25 protein-coding genes and 2 tRNA genes are annotated in these 26,640 nt (G+C 67.6%); 22 read left to right on the forward strand and 5 right to left on the reverse strand.

Annotated elements, in window-relative coordinates:
* Positions 1 to 6 precede the first annotated feature (6 nt).
* From uvrA to AC6CHX_RS00770, 10 genes are all read left to right on the forward strand, one after another.
* Positions 7 to 2,895 (forward strand): excinuclease ABC subunit UvrA, encoded by a 2,889-nt coding sequence (gene uvrA / locus AC6CHX_RS00725; protein ID WP_498271277.1) that lies wholly within the window; start codon positions 7 to 9, stop codon positions 2,893 to 2,895.
* Positions 2,895 to 4,799 carry an excinuclease ABC subunit UvrC gene (gene uvrC, locus AC6CHX_RS00730; protein WP_498271278.1) on the forward strand — a complete coding sequence of 635 codons (1,905 nt, stop codon included), beginning with the start codon at positions 2,895 to 2,897 and terminating at the stop codon, positions 4,797 to 4,799. Before uvrA ends, uvrC begins: the two co-directional genes overlap by 1 nt.
* A gap of 34 nt (positions 4,800 to 4,833) precedes the next feature.
* On the forward strand, positions 4,834 to 5,706 hold the full coding sequence (gene rapZ / locus AC6CHX_RS00735) for an RNase adapter RapZ (protein ID WP_136042133.1): 873 nt from the start codon (positions 4,834 to 4,836) through the stop codon (positions 5,704 to 5,706).
* A 67-nt stretch (positions 5,707 to 5,773) separates the two neighbouring features.
* Complete coding sequence (gene whiA / locus AC6CHX_RS00740) at positions 5,774 to 6,751, forward strand: DNA-binding protein WhiA (RefSeq protein ID WP_017202788.1); 978 nt, start codon at positions 5,774 to 5,776, stop codon at positions 6,749 to 6,751.
* A gap of 185 nt (positions 6,752 to 6,936) precedes the next feature.
* Positions 6,937 to 7,563, forward strand: a complete 627-nt coding sequence (locus AC6CHX_RS00745; RefSeq protein WP_029261619.1) for a superoxide dismutase — start codon at positions 6,937 to 6,939, stop codon at positions 7,561 to 7,563.
* Between the two features lie 115 nt (positions 7,564 to 7,678).
* A complete protein-coding gene (gene gap, locus AC6CHX_RS00750) occupies positions 7,679 to 8,689 on the forward strand; it encodes a type I glyceraldehyde-3-phosphate dehydrogenase (RefSeq protein WP_136042132.1) in 1,011 nt (336 codons plus the stop codon).
* A 10-nt stretch (positions 8,690 to 8,699) separates the two neighbouring features.
* On the forward strand, positions 8,700 to 9,914 hold the full coding sequence (locus tag AC6CHX_RS00755) for a phosphoglycerate kinase (RefSeq protein ID WP_498271279.1): 1,215 nt from the start codon (positions 8,700 to 8,702) through the stop codon (positions 9,912 to 9,914).
* Positions 9,905 to 10,696 carry a triose-phosphate isomerase gene (gene tpiA, locus AC6CHX_RS00760; RefSeq protein WP_136042130.1) on the forward strand — a complete coding sequence of 264 codons (792 nt, stop codon included), beginning with the start codon at positions 9,905 to 9,907 and terminating at the stop codon, positions 10,694 to 10,696. The genes AC6CHX_RS00755 and tpiA overlap by 10 nt, the downstream gene beginning before the upstream one ends.
* An 81-nt stretch (positions 10,697 to 10,777) precedes the next feature.
* A complete protein-coding gene (gene secG, locus AC6CHX_RS00765; protein ID WP_029261623.1) occupies positions 10,778 to 11,026 on the forward strand; it encodes a preprotein translocase subunit SecG in 249 nt (82 codons plus the stop codon).
* Positions 11,026 to 11,379, forward strand: a complete 354-nt coding sequence (locus AC6CHX_RS00770; RefSeq protein WP_017830291.1) for an RNA polymerase-binding protein RbpA — start codon at positions 11,026 to 11,028, stop codon at positions 11,377 to 11,379. Before secG ends, AC6CHX_RS00770 begins: the two co-directional genes overlap by 1 nt.
* A 74-nt stretch (positions 11,380 to 11,453) precedes the next feature.
* On the opposite strand, the gene AC6CHX_RS00775 is transcribed toward AC6CHX_RS00770, so the two are convergent.
* Positions 11,454 to 12,521, reverse strand: a complete 1,068-nt coding sequence (locus AC6CHX_RS00775; RefSeq protein WP_498271280.1) for a zinc metalloprotease — start codon at positions 12,519 to 12,521, stop codon at positions 11,454 to 11,456.
* A gap of 294 nt (positions 12,522 to 12,815) precedes the next feature.
* Positions 12,816 to 12,886: transfer RNA gene (locus AC6CHX_RS00780), tRNA-Gly, on the reverse strand.
* A 123-nt stretch (positions 12,887 to 13,009) separates the two neighbouring features.
* Between AC6CHX_RS00780 and AC6CHX_RS00785 the strand changes: the two genes are divergently transcribed.
* The 10 genes from AC6CHX_RS00785 to clpX all read left to right on the forward strand — a co-directional run bounded on the left by AC6CHX_RS00785 (position 13,010) and on the right by clpX (position 22,367).
* Positions 13,010 to 13,083 (forward strand) — tRNA-Pro (locus AC6CHX_RS00785).
* A 62-nt stretch (positions 13,084 to 13,145) separates the two neighbouring features.
* Entirely contained in the window at positions 13,146 to 14,624 is a 1,479-nt protein-coding gene (gene tig / locus AC6CHX_RS00790; RefSeq protein ID WP_498271281.1) for a trigger factor, read from the forward strand.
* Between the two features lie 71 nt (positions 14,625 to 14,695).
* Positions 14,696 to 15,190: a tetratricopeptide repeat protein gene (locus AC6CHX_RS00795; protein ID WP_498271282.1), complete on the forward strand. Its 495-nt coding sequence runs from the start codon at positions 14,696 to 14,698 to the stop codon at positions 15,188 to 15,190.
* Between the two features lie 81 nt (positions 15,191 to 15,271).
* Positions 15,272 to 15,868 carry an ATP-dependent Clp protease proteolytic subunit gene (locus AC6CHX_RS00800; protein WP_017830295.1) on the forward strand — a complete coding sequence of 199 codons (597 nt, stop codon included), beginning with the start codon at positions 15,272 to 15,274 and terminating at the stop codon, positions 15,866 to 15,868.
* A gap of 20 nt (positions 15,869 to 15,888) precedes the next feature.
* The gene (locus tag AC6CHX_RS00805) at positions 15,889 to 16,530 is read left to right on the forward strand and encodes an ATP-dependent Clp protease proteolytic subunit (protein ID WP_021201511.1); all 642 of its coding nucleotides are present in this window, start codon (positions 15,889 to 15,891) and stop codon (positions 16,528 to 16,530) included.
* A gap of 154 nt (positions 16,531 to 16,684) precedes the next feature.
* Positions 16,685 to 17,620, forward strand: coding sequence for a sugar-binding transcriptional regulator (locus tag AC6CHX_RS00810; protein ID WP_240745082.1), 936 nt, complete (start codon positions 16,685 to 16,687; stop codon positions 17,618 to 17,620).
* The gene (gene deoC, locus AC6CHX_RS00815) at positions 17,617 to 18,618 is read left to right on the forward strand and encodes a deoxyribose-phosphate aldolase (protein WP_498271283.1); all 1,002 of its coding nucleotides are present in this window, start codon (positions 17,617 to 17,619) and stop codon (positions 18,616 to 18,618) included. The genes AC6CHX_RS00810 and deoC overlap by 4 nt, the downstream gene beginning before the upstream one ends.
* 13 nt (positions 18,619 to 18,631) lie before the next feature.
* The gene (locus tag AC6CHX_RS00820) at positions 18,632 to 20,074 is read left to right on the forward strand and encodes an aldehyde dehydrogenase family protein (RefSeq protein WP_136042125.1); all 1,443 of its coding nucleotides are present in this window, start codon (positions 18,632 to 18,634) and stop codon (positions 20,072 to 20,074) included.
* Positions 20,071 to 20,922, forward strand: coding sequence for an aldehyde dehydrogenase family protein (locus AC6CHX_RS00825; RefSeq protein ID WP_498271284.1), 852 nt, complete (start codon positions 20,071 to 20,073; stop codon positions 20,920 to 20,922). Before AC6CHX_RS00820 ends, AC6CHX_RS00825 begins: the two co-directional genes overlap by 4 nt.
* A gap of 176 nt (positions 20,923 to 21,098) precedes the next feature.
* On the forward strand, positions 21,099 to 22,367 hold the full coding sequence (gene clpX, locus AC6CHX_RS00830) for an ATP-dependent Clp protease ATP-binding subunit ClpX (protein ID WP_136042123.1): 1,269 nt from the start codon (positions 21,099 to 21,101) through the stop codon (positions 22,365 to 22,367).
* Positions 22,368 to 22,373: 6 nt separating this feature from the next.
* On the opposite strand, the gene AC6CHX_RS00835 is transcribed toward clpX, so the two are convergent.
* From AC6CHX_RS00835 to AC6CHX_RS00845, 3 genes are read right to left on the reverse strand one after another with little or no spacing between them, the layout of a single operon-like run.
* The gene (locus AC6CHX_RS00835; RefSeq protein WP_498271285.1) at positions 22,374 to 22,871 is read right to left on the reverse strand and encodes a GyrI-like domain-containing protein; all 498 of its coding nucleotides are present in this window, start codon (positions 22,869 to 22,871) and stop codon (positions 22,374 to 22,376) included.
* Positions 22,872 to 22,883: 12 nt separating this feature from the next.
* The gene (locus AC6CHX_RS00840; protein WP_498271286.1) at positions 22,884 to 23,537 is read right to left on the reverse strand and encodes a class I SAM-dependent methyltransferase; all 654 of its coding nucleotides are present in this window, start codon (positions 23,535 to 23,537) and stop codon (positions 22,884 to 22,886) included.
* Between the two features lie 9 nt (positions 23,538 to 23,546).
* On the reverse strand, positions 23,547 to 25,598 hold the full coding sequence (locus AC6CHX_RS00845) for a M3 family metallopeptidase (RefSeq protein ID WP_498271287.1): 2,052 nt from the start codon (positions 25,596 to 25,598) through the stop codon (positions 23,547 to 23,549).
* Positions 25,599 to 25,735: 137 nt separating this feature from the next.
* Here AC6CHX_RS00845 and AC6CHX_RS00850 point away from each other — a divergent pair, with 137 nt between their 5' ends.
* Both AC6CHX_RS00850 and AC6CHX_RS00855 read left to right on the forward strand, forming a co-directional pair.
* Positions 25,736 to 26,359, forward strand: coding sequence for an ArsR/SmtB family transcription factor (locus AC6CHX_RS00850; RefSeq protein WP_498271288.1), 624 nt, complete (start codon positions 25,736 to 25,738; stop codon positions 26,357 to 26,359).
* Positions 26,356 to 26,574, forward strand: coding sequence for a hypothetical protein (locus tag AC6CHX_RS00855; RefSeq protein WP_498271289.1), 219 nt, complete (start codon positions 26,356 to 26,358; stop codon positions 26,572 to 26,574). The genes AC6CHX_RS00850 and AC6CHX_RS00855 overlap by 4 nt, the downstream gene beginning before the upstream one ends.
* The last annotated feature ends 66 nt before the right edge of the window (positions 26,575 to 26,640 follow it).

Here is a 26,640-nt window from a genome sequence, read left to right on the forward strand (position 1 = left end):
TGTTCGGTGCCCATCGTCCCCGTTGCTTCCTCAGGAAAACTCAGTGTCCGCGGTGCCCGCGTCCACAATCTCAAGAACGTCGACATCGACATCCCGCGCGACTCACTGGTCGTGTTCACCGGTCTGTCCGGGTCGGGCAAGTCGAGTCTCGCGTTCGACACGATCTTCGCCGAAGGGCAGCGTCGCTACGTCGAATCGCTGAGCGCGTACGCGCGCCAGTTCCTCGGTCAGGTCGACCGGCCCGACGTCGACTTCATCGAGGGGCTCAGCCCGGCCGTCTCCATCGACCAGAAGTCGACCAACCGCAACCCGCGGTCGACCGTCGGCACCATCACCGAGATCTACGACTACATGCGTCTGCTCTGGGCGCGCATCGGCATCCCGCACTGTCCCGAGTGCGGTGAGCGCATCCAGCGTCAGACCGTGCAGCAGATCGCCGATCAGCTCATGGAGCTTCCTGAGCGCACGCGCTACCAGGTGGTCGCGCCCATCGTCTCCCAGAAGAAGGGCGAGTTCGTCGACCTGTTCCGCGAACTCGGCGCGAAGGGCTATTCGCGTGCCATCGTCGACGGCGAGCTCATTCAACTCGCCGAGCCGCCGACGCTCAAGAAGAGCTACAAGCACGACATCGCGGTGGTCGTCGACCGGCTCGTGGCATCCGATGACATCCTGGGTCGCGTGACCGATTCGGTCGAGACGGCGCTCGGGCTCGCCGGCGGAGTGGTGCAGATCAACTACGTCGACGGCGAGGGCGACGACGCATGGCAGACGTTCTCCGAGAAGCTGGCCTGCCCGAACGGGCATGCTCTCACGCTCACCGAGATCGAACCGCGCACGTTCTCGTTCAACGCGCCGTTCGGTGCATGCCCGGCGTGCTCCGGGCTCGGCACCCGCATGTCGGTCGACGTCGACCTGATGCTGGGCGACGAAGACCTCTCGATCCGCCAGGGCGTCATCATCCCCTGGACCACCCAGGGCAAGGGGCTCTTCCAGTACTACGAGCGTCTGCTCGAGGGACTCTCCCGCGATCTGGACTTCTCGCTGGACACCCCGTGGCGCAAGCTGCACTCCGAGGTGCAGAACGCGATCCTGCGCGGCGAGAACTACAAGGTGACCGTCAAGTGGAAGAACCGCTACGGGCGCGAGATGCGCTACGCGTCGGGGTTCGAGGGCGTGGTCCCCTACATCGAGCGGCAGTACCTGCAGGCCGAGTCCGACAACCAGCGCAGCCGGTGGGGCGAGTACCTCCGCGAGGTGCCGTGCCCGGTCTGCGACGGCAATCGCCTCAAGCCCGAAGTGCTGGCCGTGCAGGTGCACGGCCACTCCATCGCCGAGGTCTCGCACCTCAGCCTCGCCGACGCCCGCGCGTTCATGGAGACGCTCACCCTCACCGATCGTGAAGCCAAGATCGCCGCCCAGGTGCTGCGCGAGATCCGTCTGCGGCTCGACTTCCTGCTGCAGGTCGGGCTCTCCTACCTCAACCTCAGCCGCTCCGCGGGTTCCCTCTCCGGTGGAGAGGCTCAGCGCATCCGCCTGGCCACGCAGATCGGCTCCGGTCTGACCGGCGTCCTCTACGTGCTCGACGAGCCGTCGATCGGACTCCACCAGCGCGACAACCGACGCCTCATCGAGACGCTGCTCACGCTGCGCGACCTCGGCAACACGCTGATCGTCGTCGAGCACGACGAAGAGACCATCGAAGCGGCCGACTGGGTGGTCGACATCGGCCCGGGCGCCGGCGTCAACGGTGGCGAGGTCGTGCATTCGGGGCCGTATTCGGCTCTGCTCGACGACAGCGACTCGATGACGGGGGAGTACCTCTCCGGTCGCCGCGAGATCCCCATGCCGACCAAGCGCCGCAAGATCGACAAGAAGCGGATGCTGAGCGTGGTCGGGGCTCGGGCCAACAACCTCCGCAACGTCACGGCCGACTTCCCCCTGGGCGTGCTCACCGCCGTCACCGGGGTCAGCGGCTCCGGCAAGTCCTCGCTCGTGAACGACATCCTGTACCAGGTGCTCGCGTCGCGGCTGAACGGCGCTCGCACGGTCCCCGGCAAGCACACGCGCGTCACCGGACTCGACAACCTCGACAAGGTCGTGCACGTCGACCAGGCGCCGATCGGCCGCACCCCGCGGTCGAACCCCGCCACGTACACGGGAGTGTTCGATCGCATCCGCACACTCTTCAGCGAGACACCGGAGGCGAAGGTCCGCGGCTATCAGCCCGGTCGATTCAGCTTCAACGTCAAGGGTGGCCGCTGCGAAGCGTGCTCCGGCGACGGCACGATCAAGATCGAGATGAACTTCCTGCCCGATGTGTACGTCGACTGCGAGGTCTGCCACGGCAAGCGGTACAACCGCGACACGCTGGCCGTGCACTACAAGGGCAAGAACATCGCCGAGGTGCTCGAGATGCCGATCGAGGAGGCCGCGGAGTTCTTCGAGCCGATCCAGGCGATCCACCGCTACATGAAGACGCTCGTCGACGTCGGGCTGGGCTACGTCCGACTCGGGCAGTCGGCCACGACGCTCTCGGGCGGAGAGGCGCAGCGCGTCAAGCTCGCCACCGAGCTCCAGCGCCGCAGCAACGGACGCAGCATCTACGTGCTCGACGAGCCGACCACGGGTCTGCACTTCGAAGACGTGCGGAAGCTCCTCGAGGTTCTGAACGGTCTGGTCGACAAGGGCAACACCGTGATCGTCATCGAGCACAACCTCGATGTGATCAAGTCGGCCGACTGGGTGATCGATCTCGGCCCCGAGGGCGGTTCCGGCGGTGGCCAGATCGTCGCCACGGGCACCCCGGAGCAGATCGCACGCGTCGAGGCGAGCCACACCGGGCTGTTCCTCGGCGAGATCCTGGGTGAGGGGCGCTCCGCGCGGAAGGCCAGCTGATGGCCGACGTGCTGCCGTACAAGCCGCGGACGGGGGAGATCCCGACCGATCCCGGCGTGTACCGCTTCCGTGATGCGTCCGGCCGGGTGCTCTATGTCGGCAAGGCGAAGAATCTGCGCCAGCGGTTGTCGAACTACTTCGCCCCGTTGCGCACGCTCCACGAGCGCACCCGGCGCATGGTCACGACGGCGGCGTCCGTCGAGTGGACCGTCGTCCCGACGGACGTCGACTCGCTGCAGCTGGAGTACATGTGGATCAAGGAGTTCGATCCGCCGTTCAACGTGCGCTACAAGGACGACAAGTCGTATCCCTTCATGGCGGTGACGCTCGCCGATGAAGCGCCCAGGGTGATCGTCACGCGCAATCGCAGGATCCCCGGTGCGCGGTACTTCGGCCCGTTCCCGAAGGTGTGGGCGGTGCACGAGACGATCGATCTGATGATCAAGGCGTTCCCGATCCGCACCTGCAGCGACTCCAGCTACAAGCGCGCGATGCAGACCGGAAGGCCCTGTTTCCCCGGGCAGATCGGCAAGTGCGGTGGCCCGTGCTCGATGACGGTGACCATCGAGGAGCACCGGGCCATGGTCGATGACTTCGTGGCATTCATGGCGGGCGGCGACGAGCGCTTCACCCGGGAACTGACCAAACGGATGCTGGCAGCGTCGGCGGCGATGGACTACGAGGCGGCAGCGAAGTATCGGGACAAGCTCTCGGCGATCGAAGCAGTGCTGGGCAAGAGCGCACTCGTGCTTCCGTCCGACGAGGACGCCGACCTCTTCGGCATCGCCGAGGACGAGCTGGCCGCCGCAGTGCAGCACTTCGTGATCCGCGGTGGCAGGGTCCGCGGTGTGCGTGCGCTCACCATCGAGAAGGAGATCGACATCTCGAGTGGCGATCTCGTCGAACAGGTGCTGCAGCAGGCGTACGGCGAGGCGCAGGACGTCCCTCGCCGCATCCTCGTCCCGACCTTGCCCGACGATGCTGCCGAACTCGAGGTGTGGCTGCGCGAACGTCGCGGAAAGAAGGTCGAGATCGCGGTCGCGCAGCGTGGCCAGCGGGCCGACCTCATGCGCACGGCGACGTTGAATGCGCAGCAGGCGCTGATCCGGTACAAGACCCGCCGCACGAGCGATTATGTCGCCCGCACGCAGGCGCTCACAGACCTGCAGGAAGCCCTGGGGATGTCCGAGGCCCCGCTGCGCATCGAGTGCTTCGACATCTCGCACCTCGGCGGAACGAACGTCGTGGCATCGATGGTGGTGTTCGAAGACGGCCTTCCTCGCAAGGACCAGTACCGCTCCTTCAACATCGCCGAGACGACGGATGACACCGACTCGATGTACCAGGTGCTGCGTCGTCGACTCGCCTACCTGGATCGTCCCGAGGAACCGGAGGTCATCGATCCGACGACCGATAGTGTCGTGGCGGAAGACGTGGGCGAGGTCACTGCGAGACGGAAGCCGCGATTCGCGTACCCGCCGCAGCTCCTGCTCGTCGACGGAGGGCAACCGCAGGTGGAAGCGGCGGCCCGCGCGCTCCGCGACGCCGGTCACACCGAGATCGCGGTGTGCGGTATCGCGAAGCGGTTGGAAGAGGTCTGGCTCCCCGGCGACGACTTCCCGGTGATCCTGCCGCGCACCAGCGAGGCGCTCTATCTGCTGCAGCGTCTTCGAGACGAGGCCCACCGCTTCGCGATCACGCACCAGCGCAAGCGACGCCGCAACGACATCTCCTCCGTACTCGCCGAGGTGCCGGGGCTCGGCGCCTCCCGCATCAAGGTGCTGCTCAAGCACTTCGGCTCGGTGACGGCGCTCCGCGCCGCCGAACCGGGCCAGATCGAAGAGGTGCAGGGAATCGGGCCGGTGCTCGCGCAGAACATTCATTCGCACCTGTCCACTCGCTAGGCTGGAGGCCGAGGGGGAGAGGGAGCACTGAGCAATGTCTGACGAGGAAAAGGGCGAATTCCTCATCGTCACAGGAATGTCCGGCGCGGGCCGGACGACAGTGGCGAATGCGCTCGAGGATCTCGGCTGGTACGTCGTCGACAACCTGCCGCCGCAGATCCTCCGGCCGCTGCTGGAGCTGACCGATATGGGAGGCAATGCCCTCCCGAAGGTCGCTGCCGTCGTCGATGTCCGTGGACGCAACCTCTTCGACGACTTCCCCGGCGTCGCACGTGCTCTCCGCTCTCGCGGGTCCGTCCGCGTGCTGTTCCTCGACGCGTCCGACGACGTGCTCGTGCGGCGCTTCGAGTCCGTGCGTCGCCCGCATCCGCTCCAGGGGGAAGGGACGCTGCTCGACGGCATCCGTATCGAGCGCACCAGGCTCGCGCCCATCCGCGAGGCTGCCGACCTGGTCATCGACACCTCGACGCTCAACATCCATCAGCTGGCGACGCAGGTCTCCGACATCTTCTCCGAGGAGGGCGCGGCACGTCACCGGGTGACGCTCCTCAGCTTCGGTTTCAAGTACGGACTCCCGACGGACGTGGACATCGTCGCCGACATGCGGTTTCTTCCCAACCCGTTCTGGAACGAAGATCTCCGCGGCTTGACCGGCCAGGACGAGACCGTCCGTGAGTACGTTCTCTCGCGCCCGGGGGCGATGGAGTTCCTGGATGCCTACTCGACCGCCCTCGTCCCGGTCCTCGAGGGGTATCAGCGGGAGAACAAGAGCCATTCCACGATCGCGATCGGTTGCACAGGAGGGAAACACCGTTCGGTCGCGATGTCGGAGGAGTTGGCGCGCCGCCTCTCCGCGATTCCGGGCGTCGCGGTCAGCGTCCGTCACCGCGATCTCGGCCGAGAATAGGGGTCCGCTCGGCCGAGTAAGCTGGACGTTTGCGCCGCGACCCGGCGCGTGAACGTGAAGGAGTGTCGTGGCACTAACCACCGACGTCAAGGCCGAGCTGGTCAGCATCCGCAATGCACCCCCGACGGTGCGAGTTGCGGAAGTCACCGCGATCCTCCGGTTCGCCGGTGGTCTGCATTCGATCGCCGGCCGTGTGGCCGTGGAGGCCGAGGTGGATGCCGAGACGCTCGCGCGCCGCGTCGCGCGTGACCTCGCCGAGATCTACGGCGTGCGCCCGGAGATCGCGCAGGTGCAGTCGAGCACCGCGAACGACGGCGCCCGGTGGGCTGTGCGGGTGATCGCCCAGGGTGAGACGCTCGCCCGTCAGACGGGGCTCCTCGACCAGCGGCGGCGCCCCGTGCGCGGGCTGCCGAACCGTCTCACGACCGGCTCCCGGGCCGAGGTCGCCGGTCTGTGGCGAGGTGCGTTCCTCGCTGCCGGCACCCTGAGCGAGCCGGGCCGCTCGGCGATGCTCGAGGTCGTCTGCCCGTCGTCCGAGGCCGCGATGGCGCTCGTCGGTGCGGCGCACCGGCTCGGCGTGGCCGCCAAGGCGCGCGAGGTGCGCGGTATGCCGCGCGTCGTCGTGCGTGAGGGCGAGGCGATCCGCACCATCCTCAACGAGATGGGAGCGCAGAAGACCGCCATCGCGTGGGAAGAGCTCCGTCAGCGCCGCGAGGTCCGCGCGGGGGTCAACCGTCTGGTGAACTTCGACGACGCGAACCTGCGTCGATCGGCGCAGGCAGCGGTCGCCGCTTGCGCTCGTGTGGAGCGCGCACTCGAAATCCTGGCCGATGAGGTGCCGGATCACCTCAAGGTCGCGGGAGAGCTGCGTCTCGCACACCGGGACGCCAGTCTCGACGAGCTGGGCCACCACGCCGACCCGCCGCTGACGAAGGATGCCGTCGCCGGACGCATCCGCCGCCTGCTGGCGATGGCCGACAAGCGCGCTCAGCAGGAGGGCATCCCGGGAACCGAAGCCGCGGTGCCCGTCGGACTCGACGTCTGACCCGCATCCTCGACGAAGACCCGCAGCCCGGCCACCGGACGGCGGGTCTTCGTCATATGGCGGAAGGTTCCGGGGCGCACCCGCGTTGTCCTCAGTAGGATGAAAGATGTCCGCTCTACGCCGCACATCGGCGGCGCGGAGGATCGGCAAGCGCCGCGGCGCGGCGCGGATTGGATGAAAGCGATATGGCGACCTACACGCTCCCCGACCTTCCCTACGACTTCGCAGCCCTCGAGCCGCACATCAGCGGCAAGATCATGGAACTGCACCATGACAAGCACCACGCAACCTACGTCGCCGGTGCGAACACCGCGCTCGACCAGCTCGCCGAGGCCCGTGAGAGCGGCAACCTCGCGAACGTCAACAAGCTCGAGAAGGACCTCGCCTTCAACCTCGGCGGTCACGTCAACCACTCGATCTTCTGGACGAACCTGTCGCCGAACGGCGGAGGCCAGCCCGAGGGCGAGCTGAAGGCGGCTATCGACGAGTACTTCGGCTCGTTCGAGAAGTTCCAGGCGCACTTCACGGCAGCGGCGACCGGCATCCAGGGCTCCGGCTGGGCCGTGCTCAGCTGGGACTCGATCGGCTCGCGCCTGATCATCCAGCAGCTGTTCGACCAGCAGTCGAACACGGCGCAGGGCACGATCCCGCTCTTCCAGCTCGACATGTGGGAGCACGCGTTCTACCTCGACTACCTCAACGTCAAGGCCGACTATGTCAAGGCGGCGTGGAACATCGCCAACTGGGAGAACGTCGCCCAGCGCCTCGAGGTCGCCCGCAAGCAGACGAACGGCCTGCTGGTACTGTCGTAATCGGGTCGCGTCCCGACGGGCCCCGGCTCGTCGGGACGCCCTCTCAGCCAAAAAACCCCGCGCTTCACTCATGCTGGAAAGCTGTGTGCAGTGCACGAGAAACAGGGAGACCTGAGTGTCTGTCAAGATCGGTATCAACGGCTTCGGCCGCATCGGACGCAACTACTTCCGCGCGGCTCTCGCGCAGGGAGCGGACCTTGAGATCGTCGCCGTCAACGACCTCACCGACAACAAGACCCTGGCGCACCTGCTGAAGTACGACTCGGTGGGCGGCGTCCTCGACGCCGAGATCAGCTACGACGATGAGAGCATCACCGTCAACGGCAAGAAGATCAAGGCCTTCGCCGAGCGCGACCCCGCAGGTCTCCCGTGGGGCGAGCTGGGCGTCGACATCGTCATCGAGTCGACCGGCTTCTTCACCAAGGCCGAGCTCGCCAAGAAGCACATCGAGGCCGGCGCGAAGAAGGTCCTCATCTCGGCTCCCGGCACCGGTGTCGACGGCACGTTCGTCATGGGCGTGAACGAGGACACGTACAACCCGGAGACGGATCACATCATCTCCAACGCGTCCTGCACCACCAACTGCCTTGCGCCGCTGGCGCAGGTCTTCAACGACGCGTTCGGTATCGACCGCGGCTTCATGATGACGGCTCACGCGTACACCGCCGACCAGAACCTGCAGGACGGCCCGCACAGCGACCTCCGTCGTGCACGCGCCGCCGCGATCAACATCACCCCTGCTTCGACCGGTGCAGCCAAGGCCATCGGCGAGGTGCTCCCGGAGCTCCAGGGCAAGCTGAGCGGCTCGTCGTACCGCGTCCCGGTTCCCACCGGCTCGATCGTCGACCTCACGCTGATCACCGACCGCGAGAACCTCACGGTCGACGAGGTCAACGAGGCGTACAAGAAGGCCGCTGCCGAGGGTCGTCTCGCCGGCTTCCTGCAGTACAACGAAGACCCGATCGTCTCGAGCGACATCGTGCACAACCCGCACTCGTCGATCTTCGACTCGACGCTCACCAACGTGAGCGGCAACCTGATCAAGGTCTCGAGCTGGTACGACAACGAGTGGGGCTACTCCAACCGTCTCGTCGACCTGACCGAGTACGTGGCCGAGCGCCTCTAAGCTCAGACACATGACTCTGCGCACCCTGGACACACTGGGGTCGCTCGAGGGCAAGCGCGTCATCGTCCGTTGTGATCTCAACGTCCCCTTGCGGGATGGGATCATCACGGACGATGGCCGTGTCCGCGCCTCGTTGCCGACCCTCAATGCACTCATCAACGCGGGCGCCCGCGTTGTCGTGTGCTCCCACCTCGGGCGGCCGGATGGCGCGCCCGACCCGCAGTACAGCCTGGAGCCGGTGGCTCAGCGGCTGTCGGAGCTGCTCGGTTCTCCGGTCGCGTTCGCCCGCGACACGGTCGGCGAGTCGGCGAAGGAAGCCGTCGCCTCGCTGGAGGACGGCGGGGTCGTCGTCATCGAGAACCTGCGGTTCAACGCGGGGGAGACCTCGAAGGACGACGCCACGCGCGCCGCCTTCGCGGCGGAACTCGCAGAACTCGGCGACGTGCTCGTCTCTGACGGCTTCGGGGTCGTGCACCGCAAGCAGGCGAGCGTCTACGAACTCGCCGAGCTGCTCCCGTCGGCGGCCGGTCTGCTGATCGCGGCCGAGCTCGACGTGCTCGACCGTCTGACCGAGAAGCCTGAGCGCCCCTACGCGGTCGTGCTCGGCGGCTCGAAGGTCAGCGACAAGCTCGGAGTCATCTCTCACCTGCTGCCGCGCGTCGACAAGATTCTCGTCGGCGGTGGAATGCTCTTCACCTTCCTGAAGGCGCAGGGTCACGCCGTGGCCTCCAGCCTGCTGGAAGAGGATCAGCTCGAGACGGTCCGCGGCTACATCGCGGAGGCGGCGGAACGCGGCGTGGAGCTCGTGCTCCCCACCGATGTCGTCGTCGCCGCATCCTTCGGTGCGGACGCCGCGCACGAAGTCGCCGCGGCAGACGCGATCGAGTCGACGCCGTTCGGTGCCTCCGGCATCGGACTCGACATCGGTCCGGAGACGGCAGCGCGCTTCGCCGAGGTCATTCGCGAGTCGAAGACCGTGTTCTGGAACGGTCCGATGGGCGTGTTCGAGTTCCCGGCGTTCGCGGCCGGCACCAAGACCGTCGCGCAGGCACTCACCGAGGTCGACGGCCTCAGCGTCGTCGGTGGCGGCGACTCCGCCGCTGCCGTGCGTCAGCTCGGATTCACCGACGACCAGTTCGGTCACATCTCGACCGGCGGCGGCGCGAGCCTCGAGTTCCTCGAGGGCAAGAAACTACCTGGGCTGGAGGTCCTCGGATGGGCGTGAACTCCCGTACCCCGCTGATCGCGGGAAACTGGAAGATGAATCTCGACCACCTTCAGGCGGTCGCGTTCGTGCAGAAGCTGCACTGGACGTTGAAGGATGCGAAGCACGAGGACGGATCCGTCGAGGTCGCGGTCTTCCCGCCCTTCACCGACATCCGCAGCGTCCAGACGCTCATCGACGCGGACAAGATCCCGTTCGCACTCGGTGCGCAGGACGTCTCGGCTCACGACTCCGGTGCATACACCGGCGAGGTCTCCGGGGCTTTCCTGGCGAAGCTCGATGCGAAGTACGTCATCATCGGCCACTCGGAGCGTCGTGAGTACCACGCCGAGGGCGACGACGTCGTGGCGGCCAAGGTGCAGGCGTCGCTCAAGCACGGCCTCGTGCCGGTGATCTGCGTCGGCGAGACCGCGGGCGACCTGGAGAAGTTCGGTGCCAGCGCCGTTCCGGTGTCGCAGCTCGAGGCCGCGCTCCAGGGCGTGTCGCCGAAGGCGGACATCGTCGTGGCGTACGAGCCCGTGTGGGCGATCGGCTCCGGCCAGGCCGCGACGCCGCAGCAGGCGCAGGACGTCTGCGCCGCTCTGCGCGCGGTCATCGCGAAGGTTCTCGGCGACGAGGCTGCGGCCCGCACCCGCATCCTGTACGGCGGCTCGGTCAAGGCGGCGAACATCGCCAGCTTCATGCGCGAGCCCGATGTGGACGGCGCACTCGTCGGCGGGGCGAGCCTCGTCGTGGACGAGTTCGCAGCGATCATCCGCTTCGAGAAGCACGTCGGCGTGTGAGTGCAGCGGGGCTGCGGCCCCGCTGCACCGTATACTTGACCGTTACGGGGGCGTTCCGGCCCCAGCGAAAGGCTCTTTCTCGTGGCAATTCTCGAGTTCGTCCTGCAGGTCGTGCTGGGCATCACCAGCGTTCTGCTGACCCTCCTCATCCTCCTGCACAAAGGTCGCGGCGGTGGACTGTCCGACATGTTCGGTGGCGGCATGACCTCTGCGGTCGGCTCCTCCGGTCTCGCGGAGCGGAACCTCAACCGCTTCACCGTCGTCCTGGCACTGACATGGTTCGTCGCCATCGTCGCGCTGGGCCTCATCACGAAATTCGAGGTCATCTGATGGCTACCGGTGGAAACGCTATCCGCGGCACCCGCGTGGGCTCCGGCCCGATGGGCGAACAGGATCACGGTTATCACGCCGATCGCATCGCGGTCTCGTACTGGGACGGTCTCGGCAACGAGACCGTGCGCTACTTCGCCGCGGGGCTCCCGGAAGAGGAGATCCCCGAGACGATCGACCACCCGCAGTCGGGTCTCCCGGCCGGGCGCGACAAGGAGAACCCTCCTGCTCTCGCGAAGGCGGAGCCGTACAAGACGCACCTCGCGTATGTGAAGGAGCGTCGCACCGACGAGGAGGCCGTCCAGCTTCTCGACGACGCGCTCACGCAGCTGCGCGAGCGTCGGGGGCAGTGACCTCGATCTGACGTCGAAGAGGCCGCCGTGAGTGATCACGGCGGCCTCTTCTGTCACGCGGTCGCGCTGTGCGCTCAGCGGCAGCCCGCGGCGGCGTCGATGTACTCCTGCGGCGGGTATCCGTAGGCCCAGACGCCGTTGGCATCGTCGGTGTAGCCCATGCTGATGGCCCACGCGGTGGCCCACTTCTCGATGCTGTCCTGCGTCGAGGAGTCGTACATGTCCTGGCACTTCACGCTGATCGCGTGACCCACCTCGTGTGCGACGAGCGCCTTGCTCCGCTCTGCCGGCCACTGCTCGGCCACCGAGTCGGAGAGCTCGATGTTCGCGCGTCCGGGGTCGTCCCACCACCAGGTGGTGTACCCGCCCATGCTTCCGTTGTAGCCCGCGCCGTTGACCACGGGGGACCAGTCGAACTCGAGCAGCACGCCCGGTGCGAGGGAACGGGCGAACGCCTCGATCTCCAGGCGCGCGCCCTGCAGCGGCCCCGACTTCTCGGCCAGTTCCTCGGACTCCGTCGCGATGATCTGAGCGCCGGCGTCCTGCAGCGCGACATACGTGGTCGCCGCCTTGGCGTCGATGCGCTTCACGGCCAGTGCATCCGCCGCGGCGTCTCGGAGCGCGATCACGGCGTCGTTGCGCGCGGAGAGGTGCGCCGCCTCGAACCCCGCTGCCGCCTCAGCCGCTGCGGACAGCACGGCCAATCCACTCTCCTGGACGGCGTCCCCGGCCACGGCCGCATTCTCGGACGCGGCTTGGAGGTCCCGCACCAGATCCTCGAGGGAGTTCTCGTCATCGGCCAGCTCCGCGGATTCTCCGAACAGCTCCCAGAACCAGACCGGCTTCTCTCCCGGAGACGGGAATGCGGTGGCGTCGAGCGTCTCCGCGGCAGCTCCCGCCTCCTCGCCCTCGGCGACGGCGGTGGACAGCGCCGATACGGCATCCTCCGGCACGGCGATCCGCGCATCGGTCACGTCCAGGATGACGTGGCCGGCATCCGTCGCCTGCGTGAGCGCGTCACGGGTGTGATCGGTTTCCGCCTTCACCGCCGTCGCGGTGCGGAGGGTGTCGTCGAGTCGGTCAGCGGTGTCGTCGTAACCGAGATTCGCGGACAGCTGCGTGATGCCCAGCGCAGCGATCACCGCCGCGCCCCCGAGGACGCCGACGACGAGGCCTCGGCGCGGGCGTCGGCGCGCCCGGGGGCCCGCGACGGGGCTCGGACTCGAAGAGAAGCGCGCCGGAAGCTCGTGGGCGCCGCGTGTCGGGGGGAGTGCGTGCGTCCCGGGGCCGGGCCGAAGCGGGGCGGTCACGTCGTGCCCATTTCGTTGTCGCCTTCCGGTCGGAGACTGCGTGCGTCGGTGCTGTCAGCGTATGGGACCGACCCCTGAGCATGCGAGAAGGCCCCCATCGTTTCCGATGAGGGCCTTCTTATCCGGAGGGGCTGACGGGAATCGAACCCGCATCATTAGTTTGGAAGACTAAGGCTTTACCACTAAGCTACAGCCCCGGAACCCCGCGGAATCTCGGGGACGGGCCGGATTTTCATCTCCGGACTCATCGATCATACCGGACAGTCGGGAGTGCTCCCGTCCGTTAGACTCGGTGGGGCTGAATCTGCGTGCGGATTCCCCGGGGCGTAGCTCAGCTTGGTAGAGCGCCCGCTTTGGGAGCGGGAGGTCGCAGGTTCAACTCCTGTCGCCCCGACACGGCCCCACGGACCTTACAGCCGCGATACCGCGCGGAAATCACAAGGAGAACACACCAGCATGGCGAACAGCACCGTCGAGAAGCTGACCCCGACCCGGGTCAAGCTCAGCATCACGGTCACCCCGGACGACCTCAAGCCCAGCATCGCTCACGCCTACGAGCACATCGCTCAGGACGTGCAGATCCCCGGCTTCCGCAAGGGCAAGGTCCCGGCGCCCATCATCGATCAGCGCATCGGCCGCGGTGCGGTCATCGAGCACGCGGTGAACGAGGGCCTGGACAAGTTCTTCCGCGACGCCACGGTCGAGCACAAGCTGCGCGTCGTCGGCCGTCCGGCCGCCGACATCACGCAGTGGCCGAACGAGAAGGACTTCTCCGGCGACCTGCTCGTCGACATCGAGGTGGACGTGCGCCCCGACATCGACCTGCCCGCCTACGACGACATCACCGTGACGGTCGACGCCATCGAGGCCGACGAGGCCGCACTGGATGCCGAGCTCGACAACATGCGCGCCCGTTTCGGCACGCTCGTCCCGGTCGACCGTCCGGCTGCCAAGGGCGACTTCGTCGAGCTCGACCTGGTCGCCACGATCGACGGCGCCGAGATCGACCGTGCCGAGGGCGTCTCCTACGAGATCGGCTCCGGCGAGCTGCTCGAGGGAATCGACGACGCGATCGAGTCGCTCACCGCCGGTGAGGACACCACGTTCCGCTCGGCCCTCGTGGGCGGCGACCACGCCGGTTCCGAGGCCGAGGTCTCCGTGACCGTCAAGGCCGTCAAGGAGCGCGAGCTTCCCGAGGCCGACGACGACTTCGCGCAGATCGCGAGCGAGTTCGACACCATCGCAGAGCTCCGCGAGAGCCTGGCCGAGCGCGTCGCGCAGCAGGGCGTCTTCACGCAGGGCTCCGCCGCCCGCGACAAGCTCGTCGAGGCGCTGCTCGAGAAGATCGAGATCCCGGTTCCGCCGCAGCTCATCGAGGACGAGGTGCACAACCACCTCGAGGGCGAAGGCCGCCTCGAGGACGACGTGCACCGCGCCGAGGTCACCGAGGCGAGCGAGAAGCAGTTCCGCACGCAGGTGCTGCTCGACACGATCGCCGAGCAGGCCGACGTGCAGGTCTCGCAGGAAGAGCTGAGCCAGTACCTGATCCAGTCGGCCGCGCAGTACGGCATGGCCCCGCAGGAGTTCGTCGAGGCGCTGCAGTCCTCGAACCAGCTCCCCGCGCTCGTCGGTGAGGTCGCCCGCAACAAGGCCCTCGCCATCGCGCTCGGCAAGGTCAAGGTCGTCGACAGCAACGGCAAGGCCGTCGACCTCTCCGACTTCATCGTCACGGACGATGAGGCTGCCGAGGGTCAGGCAGAAGCCGAGGAGAAGCCGGCCAAGAAGGCTCCGGCCAAGAAGGCGCCCGCGAAGAAGGCTCCGGCCAAGAAGGCCGACGCCGACGCTGCGGAGGAGCCCGCCGAGAAGAAGCCGGCTGCCAAGAAGCCTGCCGCCAAGAAGGCTCCGGCCAAGAAGGCGGCCGACAAGGCCGAGTGATCGGACACGATCCAGTGAAGAGGGCGGGTGCTGCGGCATCCGCCCTCTTTTCCATCCAAGGGAGAGCAGTGATGAAGACATGGGATGAGCGCATCGACGAGGTCTGGACGGATGCGTCGGGCGAAGAGGTCGGCGACGACACGATCGCGCGGATCGACGCCCTGGCCGCCGAGCGCGGGGCGGACGATGCACGCGCAGAGTTCGAACGTGCCGGTGCGCGGGACTCGGCGGGGAAGCCGGCCGAGGCCGTGGAGCTGTACCGCCGCGCGCTCGCGCTGGGGCTCGACGAGGAGCACCGCCCGCAGTGCGTGATCCAGCTGGCCAGCTCCCTGCGCAACCTGGGGGAGTACGACGAGGCTCTCGCCGTGATCCGCGCCGAGGAGGAGTTGTCGGCGGACGGGCCCTATCGCGACGCCGTCGCGACGGTCCATGCCCTCATCCTCGCGAGCGCCGGACGACCGGCGCAGGGGCTCTCGGTGGCACTGCTCGCGCTCGTGCCGCACCTCCCGCGGTACCACCGCTCGATGACGGCATACGCCCACGAGATCGCCGGCACCGACGCCTGATATGCCGACGGCGAACACGGCCTGAGTGCTGCGTTGTCGCCGGTAGATTCGAATCACTGAAACACGGAATCAGGAGCTGACATGGCTGCAGAACCCCTCCTCGCAACGAGCGTCTTCGACAGGTTGCTGAAGGACCGCATCATCTGGCTCGGCTCGGAGGTGCGAGACGAGAACGCGAACGAGATCTGCGCGAAGATCCTTCTTCTCGCCGCAGAGGACTCCGAGCGAGACATCTACCTCTACGTGAACTCGCCTGGTGGCTCGATCACCGCGGGTATGGCGATCTACGACACGATGCAGTTCGTGCCGAACGACATCGTCACGGTCGGCATCGGCATGGCCGCATCGATGGGCCAGCTGCTGCTGACCGCGGGCACCAAGGGCAAGCGCTACATCACGCCCAACGCCCGAGTGCTGCTGCACCAGCCGCACGGTGGCTTCGGCGGTACGTCGAGCGACATCCAGACCCAGGCGCAGCTCATCATGTCGATGAAGAACCGCCTCGCCGAGATCACCGCGGCGCAGACCGGCAAGTCGGTCGAGCAGATCAACGCCGACGGTGACCGCGACCGCTGGTTCACCGCCGAGGAAGCGCTCGAGTACGGCTTCGTCGACCACATCCGCGAATCGGCCTCCGACGTCATCGGCGGCGGCGGAACCGACCAGGACACCGAGTAACGGAAAGCGAAAGGACGCTCATGTACACACCCACCTTCCGCTCAGCCGGTGACCTTCCTTCCAGCCGCTACGTGCTCCCGCAGTTCGAGGAGCGCACGGCCTACGGTTTCAAGCGCCAGGACCCGTACAACAAGCTGTTCGAGGACCGCGTGATCTTCCTCGGCGTGCAGGTCGACGACGCGTCTGCTGACGACGTCATGGCGCAGCTCCTCGTCCTGGAGAGCCAGGATGCCGAGCGCGACATCACGATGTACATCAACTCGCCCGGTGGCTCGTTCACCGCGATGACGGCGATCTACGACACGATGCAGTACGTCGCACCGCAGATCCAGACCGTCGTGCTCGGCCAGGCGGCATCCGCCGCGGCCGTGCTGCTCGCGGCGGGTGCACCCGGCAAGCGCCTCGCGCTGCCGAACGCCCGAGTGCTCATCCACCAGCCCGCGATGGGGGAGGCCGGTCACGGCCAGGCTTCCGACATCGAGATCCAGGCCGCGGAGATCCTCCGCATGCGGACCTGGCTCGAGGAGACCCTGGCCGGGCACACCAAGCGCACGCCGGAGCAGGTGAACCGCGACATCGATCGCGACAACATCCTCTCCGCCGCGCAGGCGCTCGAGTACGGCATCGTCGACCAGGTGCTCACCACGCGCAAGCGCGTCTGAGACCGTTCGATCCAGAAGGGGCGTCCGTCATCATGACGGACGCCCCTTCTCCGTCCCCGGCGGATGTGCACTTGTTCCGCGGGCCATGCTCATATGAGCATTCGGATGCGCGAACGCGGATTTCGGCATACTCTGGACGAGGAAGGAGGATGCCGTGGAAGACGATCTGCTCATGGTTCGCGTCGCCGAGCTCTACTACGACGAGGACAAGACTCAGGACGAGATCGGCGGACTCCTCAAGATCTCCCGCTGGAAGGTCGGCCGACTCCTGGTGCAGGCCAAGGACCGCGGCATCGTGCGCATCGAGATCGTGCACCCGCGCGCCCGCCGGCTCGGTCTCGAGCGGATGCTGGTGGAGCGGTTCGGCCTCACGGATGCCGTCGTCGTACCCGCGCCGGAAGGCGATGACGGGACGCTCGAACGCGTGGCGCAGGCTGCCGCCGACTTCCTGACCGCACTGCGGCCGGTCCCGCGGACACTCGGCGTGAGCTGGGGCCGCACGCTCCGTGCCGTCGCCGAGGCGCTCCCCGACGGATGGGCCAACGGCGTCACCGTCGTGCAGCTCAACGGCGGCGTCAGCCTGAACCGCCGCTCGGGTGGTGCGGCCGGGCTGGCCGTCACGATCGCTCAGCGTGCTTCAGGCCAAGTGTCGCTGCTGCCGAGCCCGGCGATCCTCGAGCGCGTCGAGACCAAGCAGGCCATCGAGTCCGACCGCACGGTCGCGGCGGTTCTCGAAGAGGCAGCCGAGGCACAGGCGTTCCTGTTCACCGCGGGACCCTGCGACGCCTCGTCCGCCCATGTGGAGAACGGCTACCTCACCGTCGAGGAGGTCGAGGAGCTCGCGCGCCGCGGAGCCGTCGGCGACGTTCTCGGCCGCTACGTCGACGCGGAGGGCAACATCGTCGACTCGCAGCTCGACGCCCGGACGGTCGGCGTATCGCTCGACCGGCTGCGCGGAGCCGCCCACGCGATCTTCGTCACCGCCGGCCCCGCCAAGCACGACATCGCACGCACGGTCGTGACCAGCGGTCTGTGCGGCGTCCTGGTGACCGATGAGACCACAGCACGAGCATTGTTGGAGGAACAGTGACGACCACAGAAATCAGCCGCAGGACGGCGGTGGATGTCCTCGGCGGTGAGCCGGACGACGCCACCCTCCGTCGCTTCCTGCACGGGCTCCCCGGCGTCGACGCCGTCGGACTGGAGCAGCGCGCTGCCGGGCTCGGCACCCGCTCCATCAAGACCACCTCGAAGGCCTGGGCGCTCGACACCATCATCAAGCTGATCGACCTCACGACGCTCGAGGGTGCGGACACCCCCGGCAAGGTGCGCTCGCTCGTCGCCAAGGCGAAGACCCCGGATGCCGCCGACGCGTCGACTCCTCGGGTCGCAGCGGTGTGCGTGTACGGCGACATGGTGGGCGACGCGGTCACCGCCCTCGGCAGCCTGCACGGCGACCCCGATGACGGTCTGATCTCGGTCGCCGCGGTGGCCACGGCGTTCCCGAGCGGCCGTGCGTCGCTCGCGATCAAGCTCGCCGACACCGCCGAGGCGGTCGCCGCCGGCGCAGACGAGATCGACATGGTCATCGATCGAGGAGCGTTCCTCTCCGGTCGCTACGGCCTCGTGTTCGACCAGATCGCTCAGGTGAAGGAAGCCTGCCGCCGCGAAGACGGCTCGTACGCCTCCCTCAAGGTGATCCTCGAGACCGGTGAGCTGAACACGTACGACAACATCAAGCGCGCCTCGTGGCTCGGCATCCTGGCCGGAGGGGACTTCATCAAGACCTCGACCGGAAAGGTGCAGCCGGCCGCGACCCTGCCGACCACTCTGCTGATGCTCGAGACGGTGCGCGACTGGCACCGCGGCACGGGCGAGAAGATCGGCGTGAAGCCCGCCGGCGGCATCCGCTCGTCGAAGGACGCGGTGAAGTACCTCGTCACGGTCGCCGAGACCGTGGGGGAGGAGTGGCTCCAGCCGCACCTGTTCCGTTTCGGCGCCTCCAGCCTTCTCAACGATGTGCTCCTGCAGCGTCAGAAGCTCAGCTCCGGCCACTACTCGGGCCCCGACTACGTCACGATCGACTGACGGGAAGACGAACATGTCATTTCTGGAATACGCTCCGGCACCGGAGTCCACCGCGGTTCTGAACCTCAAGAGCAGCTACGGGCTGTTCATCGACGGCGAGTTCGTCGACGGCTCGGGCGCATCGTTCAACACGATCTCCCCGGCGACCGAGAAGCACATCGCCGAGATCTCCTCCGCGAGCGACGAAGACGTGGACCGTGCGGTCAAGGCGGCGCGTCGCGCCTACGAGAAGACCTGGTCGCGGATGAGCGGTCGCGACCGCGGCAAGTACCTGTTCCGCATCGCGCGACTCGTGCAGGAGCGGGCCCGCGAGCTCGCCGTCGCGGAGAGCCTCGACAACGGGAAGCCGATCAAGGAGAGCCGCGACGTCGACGTGCCGCTCGTCGCCTCCTGGTTCTTCTACTACGCGGGCTGGGCCGACAAGCTCGATCACGCCGGACTCGGCGCGAACCCCCAGGCTCTCGGCGTCGCCGGGCAGATCATCCCGTGGAACTTCCCGCTGCTCATGCTCGCGTGGAAGATCGCTCCCGCCCTCGCCGCCGGCAACACCGTCGTGCTCAAGCCGGCCGAGACCACGCCGCTCACGGCGCTGATCTTCGCCGAGATCCTGCAGCAGGCGGATCTTCCGGCCGGTGTCGTGAACATCGTCACCGGAGCCGGTGCCACGGGGTCGACCCTCGTACGCCACCCGGATGTGGACAAGGTCGCTTTCACGGGCTCGACCGGTGTCGGTCGCGACATCGCACGCGCGGTGGCCGGAACGAAGAAGAAGGTGACCCTCGAGCTCGGCGGCAAGGCGGCGAACATCGTGTTCGATGACGCTCCGATCGACCAGGCCGTCGAGGGCATCGTCAACGGCATCTTCTTCAACCAGGGCCACGTCTGCTGCGCGGGGAGCCGCCTGCTGGTTCAGGAGTCGATCCACGACGAGGTCGTCGATCGGCTCAAGACGCGCCTGTCGACGCTGCGCCTCGGCGACCCGCTCGACAAGAACACCGACATCGGGGCGATCAACTCCGCCGCGCAGCTGGCTCGGATCCGCGAGCTGAGCGACATCGGCGAGGCCGAGGGTGCGGAGCGCTGGACGGCGGACTGCGCGATCCCCGAGCAGGGTTTCTGGTTCGCTCCGACGATCTTCACCGGTGTCGAGGCGTCTCACCGCATCGCCCGCGACGAGGTCTTCGGCCCGGTGCTCTCGGTGCTCACCTTCCGCACGCCGGCCGAGGCCGTCGCGAAGGCGAACAACACGCCCTACGGGCTCTCGGCGGGCATCTGGTCCGACAAGGGGTCGCGCATCCTCGCGGTGGCCGACCGGCTCCGCGCCGGCGTGATCTGGGCCAACACGTTCAACCGATTCGATCCGTCGAGCCCGTTCGGTGGATACAAGGAGTCCGGGTACGGCCGCGAGGGCGGACGTCAGGGCCTCACCGCCTACCTCAAGGGAGCCGCAGCATGAGCAAGCGACTGACCGTCCCGAAGACGTACAAGCTGGCGATCGGCGGGGCTTTCCCGCGCAGCGAGTCCGGCCGCACGTACGAGGTGCTCACGCCCAAGGGCGCGTTCCTCGCCAACGCCGCGAAGGGCTCCCGCAAGGACGCCCGCGACGCCGTGGTGGCCGCGCGTGCTGCGGTCAAGGGCTGGTCCGGAGCGACGGCCTACAACCGCGGCCAGGTGCTCTACCGTGTGGCCGAGGTGCTCGAGGGGCGGCGTGCGCAGTTCATCGACGAGATCGTCGCGCAGCAGGGGCTCTCGTCCTCTGCCGCGGCCACGCAGGTGGACGATGCCATCGACCTCTGGGTCTGGTACGCCGGGTGGTGCGACAAGTACGCCCAGGTGGCGGGTAACGCGAACCCGGTCTCGGGGCCGTACTTCAACATCTCGGTTCCGGAGCCGACGGGCGTCGTGGCGATCGTCGCGCCCCAGGATTCCGCGCTGCTGGGCTTGGTCTCGGTCGTGGCGCCGGCCCTCGTGGCGGGCAACACGGTCGTGGTGGTCGCCAGCGAGCGGCATCCGCTGTCGGCCATCAGCCTCGCCGAGGTCCTGGCCACGAGCGATGTGCCGGGCGGTGTCGTCAACGTGCTCACCGGTTCGCCCGCGGAGATCGCCCCGTGGTTGGCCTCACACCAGGACGTGAACGCCCTGGACTTGGCCGGCGCCGGCGACCTCGACTGGGTCGACATGCAGATCGCGGCCGCAGACACTCTCAAGCGCGTCCTCACGCCCGGCGAGGTCATCGCCTCGCCCGAGCGGATCGGCGCCTTCACCGAGGTGAAGACGGTCTGGCACACGAAGAGCATGGTCTGAGCCCTCTGCCGATCTCGTGAGGGGTCGGGAATCGTCGCCTCGGAACCGGGGAAAGCGGCGGTTCCTGACCCCTCACGTGTCGCGACCCGACGCCGAGTACGTTCCAATGCGGCCCAGTGTCGTATGCAGCGGTTAGGCTCGAAGAACGATCTCTGATCCCCCATAGGAGGACGCGCATGGCCCGCATCGGTGAAAGCGCTGACCTGTTCAAATGCTCTTTCTGCGGAAAGAGTCAGAAGCAGGTCCAGCAGCTGATCGCCGGACCCGGCGTGTACATCTGCGACGAGTGCGTCGAGCTCTGCAACGAGATCATCGAAGAGCGGATGGCCGAGTCCTCCGGCGACGGTGTCGCGGAGTTCGAGCTGCCCAAGCCGCGCGAGATCTTCTCCTTCCTCGAGGAGTACGTCGTCGGTCAGGAGCCCGCCAAGCGCGCTCTCGCCGTCGCCGTGTACAACCACTACAAGCGCGTCCGTGCCCACGGCACCTTGCAGACCGCCGAGCAGCGGGCCGAAGAGGTCGAGATCGCGAAGAGCAACATCCTGCTCATCGGCCCGACCGGCTGCGGCAAGACCTACCTCGCGCAGACACTCGCCAAGCGTCTCAACGTGCCCTTCGCCGTGGCCGACGCCACCGCCCTCACCGAGGCCGGTTACGTCGGTGAGGATGTCGAGAACATCCTGCTCAAGCTCATCCAGGCCGCCGACTACGACGTCAAGCGCGCCGAGCAGGGCATCATCTACATCGACGAGGTCGACAAGATCGCCCGCAAGGCCGAGAACCCGTCGATCACCCGCGACGTGTCAGGCGAGGGTGTGCAGCAAGCGCTGCTGAAGATCATCGAGGGCACGGTCGCGTCGGTTCCGCCGCAGGGCGGCCGCAAGCACCCGCACCAGGAGTTCCTGCAGATCGACACGTCGAACGTGCTGTTCATCGTCGCGGGAGCGTTCGCCGGACTCGAAGACATCGTGTCCGCACGGGTCGGCAAGCACGGGATCGGCTTCGGCGCTCCGCTGCACGACAAGGGCAAGGATCTCGACCTGTTCAGCGAGGTGCTCCCCGAAGACCTGCACAAGTTCGGCCTGATCCCCGAGTTCATCGGCCGCCTCCCGGTCGTCACCTCGGTCTCGCCGCTCGACCAGGCCGCGCTCATCGACATCCTGACCGGCCCGCGCAACGCGCTGGTGAAGCAGTATCAGCGCATGTTCGAGATCGACGGCGTCCAGCTCGAGTTCGAAGAAGAGGCTCTGCGCTCGATCGCCGACCTGGCCGTCGAACGCAAGACCGGTGCCCGAGGGCTCCGCGCCATCCTCGAAGATGTCCTCGGCCCGATCATGTTCGAGATTCCCTCGGCAGAAGACGTCGCCAAGGTCATCGTCACCCGCGCGGCCGTCGACGAGGGCGCGCCGCCCACCATCGTGATGGAGCGCAAGCGCAAGAGCGCCTGACCTCGATCAGCCCAGCGGCATGATCAGGTCGGTGCGCAGGTCCGCCGGCGCCGTGCCGGGGTCGGACACGTAGACCTCGATCCAGATGCCACCGGGGCGTTCCCCCTCCGCGCCAGCGCGTTCGACGAGCGCTGCCCATCCGGCACCGAGCCCGTCGTACGAGCCGAAGACGGTGGTCGCGACGGCGGGACCGGCGGGCAGAGTCGAGGCGACGATGACGCTTCCGCTCGCCGTCGGCAGCGGCGTCTCCGGCGCCGTCCGCACGGGGAAGCCGAGCTCGAGGTCGAAGACGTCCATCGGGTCGCCGTAGTAGATCGCGAGGGCGGGCCCGGTCGGGGTCAGCACGTCGCCGGCGAACGTGAGCGCGATCGCCGAGTAGCCGGCGTCGAACGCGTCCGGAAGATCGGCGATGCGGATGGCCTTGTGACGGATCACCGCGAGTGGAACAGCGTCGAGGTCGAGGCGGTCAGCGGGGCCGAACGGCGCGTCGGGGAAAGCGTTCATGCGCTCAGCGTCTCACGACGGTGAGACCAGGTCCACGGTGTCGCCGGAGTCAGCCGTCTCGAACTCGGCGATCAGCACGGTATCGATGCCGTCACTCCACTCCGTATGTCGGGCCAATCGGAAGCCGAGCCGACGGAACGCCGCCGCCAGAGCGACCGGGTCGGCATACGGCTCATGATCACGCAGGTACGGCGCGGCGGAGGCTCCGTGCGGTGCGACAGGGGTTCCGGGAGCGGGACCCGCGAAGGTCGCGGTGACGAGGCGTCCGTGCGGACGCAGCACCCGCCTCCATTCCGCGGCCGCCTGTGCTACGGCAGGGATGATGTGCAGGGCCGTCACGCACGTGACCACGTCGGCGGAGGAGTCGGCGAGAGGGAGGTCTGCGGCATCCGCCTCGATCCACTCTGCGGCGGGTAGCGCCTCGCGGGCGACGTCGAGCATCCCCGGAGAGATATCCACGCCGACCAGGTCCAGATCGGGGGCTCGTCGGGACAACGCCCGAAGGACGAGCCCGGTGCCCGTGGCGACGTCGACGACACGGCTCACGTCATCCAGCGCGACGAAGTCGGCGACTGCCGCGGCGACCCCACGGTGCATCGCGCTCTCGTCGTAGTGCGGTGCTCGGGCGTCGAAGGCCTCACCGATGATGCGCAGCGGATCCGTCACCCGTGTGCCTCAGCCGCCGAGGCCTCGACGCTTCAGCAGCGGCTCGATCTCGGCATCCCGACCGCGGAAGTCGCGGTACGCCTCCAGGGGGTCCTTCGAGCCGCCGACCCCGAGCAGACGTGTGCGGAACCGATCGCCGTTGGCGCGGGTGAGCCCGCCGTTCTCCCGGAACCAGTCGACGGTGTCGGCGTCGAGCACCTCGCTCCAGATGTAGGAGTAGTAGCCCGCGCTGTACCCGCCGGAGAAGACGTGCGCGAAGTACGTGGACGAGTAGCGGGTGGGGACAGCCGGGTTGTCGAGGCCGATGTCGGCGAGGGCGGCGGCCTCGAACGCGGCGACGTCGTCGATCTCCGCGTCGACGCCCAGACGGTGCCAGGCCTGGTCCAGCCAGGCGGCGGCCAGATACTCGCTCGTCGCGTGGCCCTGATCGAAGGTCTCGGTCGCGCGAAGACGCTCGATGATCGCGGGGTCGAGCGGTTCGCCGGTCTCGTGGTGTCGGGCGTAGTTGTCGAGGACCTCGGGCCACAGGATCCACATCTCGTTCACCTGGCTCGGGAACTCGACGAAGTCGCGGAACACATTGGTGCCGGCGAAGTGCGGGTAGGTCACCGTCGCGAAGAGTCCGTGGAGGGCGTGACCGAACTCGTGGAACAGGGTCGTGACCTCATCGAGGGTCAGCAGCGTGGGCTCGCCCTCGCCGGGGAGTGGCACGTTGAGATTGTTGACGACGACGGGCGCGGTGCCGCGCAGTCGGGACTGACTCACGATCGCGTTCATCCAGGCCCCGCCGCGCTTCGAATCGCGCGTGTAGAGGTCGAGGACGTACAGGCCGACGGGGGTGCCGTCGTCGTTGCGCACCTCGAACACCCGAGCGCCGGGGTGGTAGGCCGCGAGGTCGTGACGTTCGGAGAACGTCACCCCGTACAGCCGCGTCGCGGCGAAGAAGACACCGTCCTGCAGGACGCGCTCCGCCTCGAACCACGGGCGCAGCGCGCTGGTGTCGATGTCGTACCGGGCCGTGCGCACCCGTTCGGTGTAATACGCCCAGTCATGGGCCTCCACCGAGAACGGCGTCGCTTCGGTCTCATCGACGATCGCCTGCAGTGCGGCGTGCTCCGCGCTTGCGTTACGTGCGGAGGGCGTGGCGAGCCGGCGCAGCATCCGCTCGACGGCATCCGGGGTCCCGGCCGTCTCGTCGGCGGTGACGTACGCGGCATGCGACTCATATCCCAGAAGCGCGGCCCGCTCCGCCCGCAACCGCACGATCTCGAGCAGCACAGGGCGGTTGTCATTCGCGTTGTCGCGGGATCCGCGCGCGAGGGACGCGGCCATGATGCGCCGTCGCGACTCCCGGACCCGCAGCTGGGCCAGGGCAGGGTGCCCGGTGAACAGCGGCAGCGTGATGAGGAGCTTGCCCTCGAGCCCCCGGTCCGCCGCCGCACGTGCTGCGGCCGACAGCTCGCCGGCACTGAGCCCATCGAGTTCGGCGGGGGAGTTGAAGACGACCGCGAGGTCGTTGGTGTCGTTCAGCAGGTTGCGCTCGAAGGTGTTGGTCAGCGTCGACAGCTTCTGATTCAGCGCGGTCAGCCGTTCCTTGGCGCTGTCGTCGAGACCGGCACCCGCGTGCGTCATCTCGCGGTGGTGGCGTTCCACGAGATAGTGCTGCTCGGCATCGAGGCCGAGAGCGTCCCGCTGCTCGAACACCTGCTGGACTCGCCAATACAGCTGGGCGTCCAGGGTGATCGCGTCCTGGTGGGCGGCCATGAGGGGTGCGAGCTGCTCGTCGATCTCCTGGATCTCGGGTGTCGCATCTGCGGAACTGACCGTGTAGAAGGCGTGGGCGACGCGGTCGAGCAGTTCGCCCGAGCGTTCGAGCGCCTCGATCGTGTTCTCGAAGGTCGGCATCGATCGCACCATCGTGATCCGGGCGACCTCGCGGAGCTGCTCCTCGAATCCGGCCTGGAACGCCGGGAGATAGTGCTCGGGTCGGATCGCGGAGTAGTCGGGGAGTCCGAAGGGGAGGGTCGACGGCTGCAGCAGCGGATTCGTGGCGTCGGTCATCCTCCGAGCCTATCCACGAGAAGGTCCGTGCTCAGGAACCTCCGTCGCTCAGGCGCGTCATCGCCCGAAGCGGTCGCAAAGAGTTCTTTGCAAAGAAAAGCTTGCAAAGAACTCTTTGCAAGGGTATCTTTGCATACATGACGAACGAGACGCAGGTACGGACGCTCGACGCCGGGGCGCTGAAGGCGCTGGCGCACCCGCTGCGGGTGAAGATCTTCGACCTGCTCGCCGCGCATGGCCCGCAGACCGCCAGCTCGCTGGCGGCACTCGTGGGCGAGACTTCCGGATCGACCAGCTACCACCTTCGCGCTCTCGCCGCGCATGATCTCATCGAGGAGGTCGAGGGTCGAGGCACCGCCCGCGAGCGGTGGTGGGAGCGGCCGAAGGGGCGGATCGACGTGCCTGCACCCGACGACATGACCTCGCCCGCCCACCGCGCCGCCGCCCAGATCGTCAACTCGGAGTTCTTCCGGCTGCGTCACGAGACGTTGATGGCGTACGTCAACCGCTCTCAGGCGGACGTGCCCGAGACGTGGCGCGACGCCGGCATCATCATGACCACACACCTCGACCTCACGCCGGAGCAGGCATCATCGCTGCGCGATGAGCTCGAGGCGATCGTCGAGCGCTCGATCGAGCGCTACCGGGGTCAGACCGGCCCGGACGTCCGCCGGGTGTCACTGCGGACCGAGCTCTTCGACCTGGGGACCCCGTCGACCCCGACATCCGCACCCGCCGCCGACATGGAGGAGGAATCATGACCAGCGCCACGCTTCAGCTGATCGCTCCGACCCACACCGAGGTTCGCCTGCTTCGGTTGGCCGACACGCTCACCGCGTGGGTCGAGCGCCGCGTCGTCCGCCGGGCCGAGCGGCGCGCGCAGGTTCTCGACAGGTTGCGGCAGCACCAGACGCCGACACAGGACCCGCGGTCGTTGACCCGCGCGCTCGCGCAACTCGACATCCCGCGGTTCTGAAGGAGTGGCAGACCGGACTCGGTAGGACGTAGAGACCCCCGTGCATCCGCGGAAGCGGAGTCACGG

This window comes from Microbacterium sp. GQ128, from assembly GCF_059758615.1.

Coding starts and splice junctions, on each gene's coding strand:
- clpX (WP_136042123.1), top strand. CDS start 21,099: ATGGCCCGCATCGGTGAAAGCGCTGACCTGTTCAAATGCTCTTTCTGC.
- uvrC (WP_498271278.1), top strand. CDS start 2,895: ATGGCCGACGTGCTGCCGTACAAGCCGCGGACGGGGGAGATCCCGACC.
- AC6CHX_RS00755 (WP_498271279.1), top strand. CDS start 8,700: ATGACTCTGCGCACCCTGGACACACTGGGGTCGCTCGAGGGCAAGCGC.
- tpiA (WP_136042130.1), top strand. CDS start 9,905: ATGGGCGTGAACTCCCGTACCCCGCTGATCGCGGGAAACTGGAAGATG.
- AC6CHX_RS00805 (WP_021201511.1), top strand. CDS start 15,889: ATGTACACACCCACCTTCCGCTCAGCCGGTGACCTTCCTTCCAGCCGC.
- tig (WP_498271281.1), top strand. CDS start 13,146: ATGGCGAACAGCACCGTCGAGAAGCTGACCCCGACCCGGGTCAAGCTC.
- AC6CHX_RS00850 (WP_498271288.1), top strand. CDS start 25,736: ATGACGAACGAGACGCAGGTACGGACGCTCGACGCCGGGGCGCTGAAG.
- AC6CHX_RS00770 (WP_017830291.1), top strand. CDS start 11,026: ATGGCTACCGGTGGAAACGCTATCCGCGGCACCCGCGTGGGCTCCGGC.
- AC6CHX_RS00795 (WP_498271282.1), top strand. CDS start 14,696: ATGAAGACATGGGATGAGCGCATCGACGAGGTCTGGACGGATGCGTCG.
- AC6CHX_RS00855 (WP_498271289.1), top strand. CDS start 26,356: ATGACCAGCGCCACGCTTCAGCTGATCGCTCCGACCCACACCGAGGTT.
- AC6CHX_RS00820 (WP_136042125.1), top strand. CDS start 18,632: ATGTCATTTCTGGAATACGCTCCGGCACCGGAGTCCACCGCGGTTCTG.
- AC6CHX_RS00745 (WP_029261619.1), top strand. CDS start 6,937: ATGGCGACCTACACGCTCCCCGACCTTCCCTACGACTTCGCAGCCCTC.
- AC6CHX_RS00845 (WP_498271287.1), bottom strand. CDS start 25,598: ATGACCGACGCCACGAATCCGCTGCTGCAGCCGTCGACCCTCCCCTTC.
- AC6CHX_RS00835 (WP_498271285.1), bottom strand. CDS start 22,871: ATGAACGCTTTCCCCGACGCGCCGTTCGGCCCCGCTGACCGCCTCGAC.
- AC6CHX_RS00800 (WP_017830295.1), top strand. CDS start 15,272: ATGGCTGCAGAACCCCTCCTCGCAACGAGCGTCTTCGACAGGTTGCTG.
- AC6CHX_RS00825 (WP_498271284.1), top strand. CDS start 20,071: ATGAGCAAGCGACTGACCGTCCCGAAGACGTACAAGCTGGCGATCGGC.
- rapZ (WP_136042133.1), top strand. CDS start 4,834: ATGTCTGACGAGGAAAAGGGCGAATTCCTCATCGTCACAGGAATGTCC.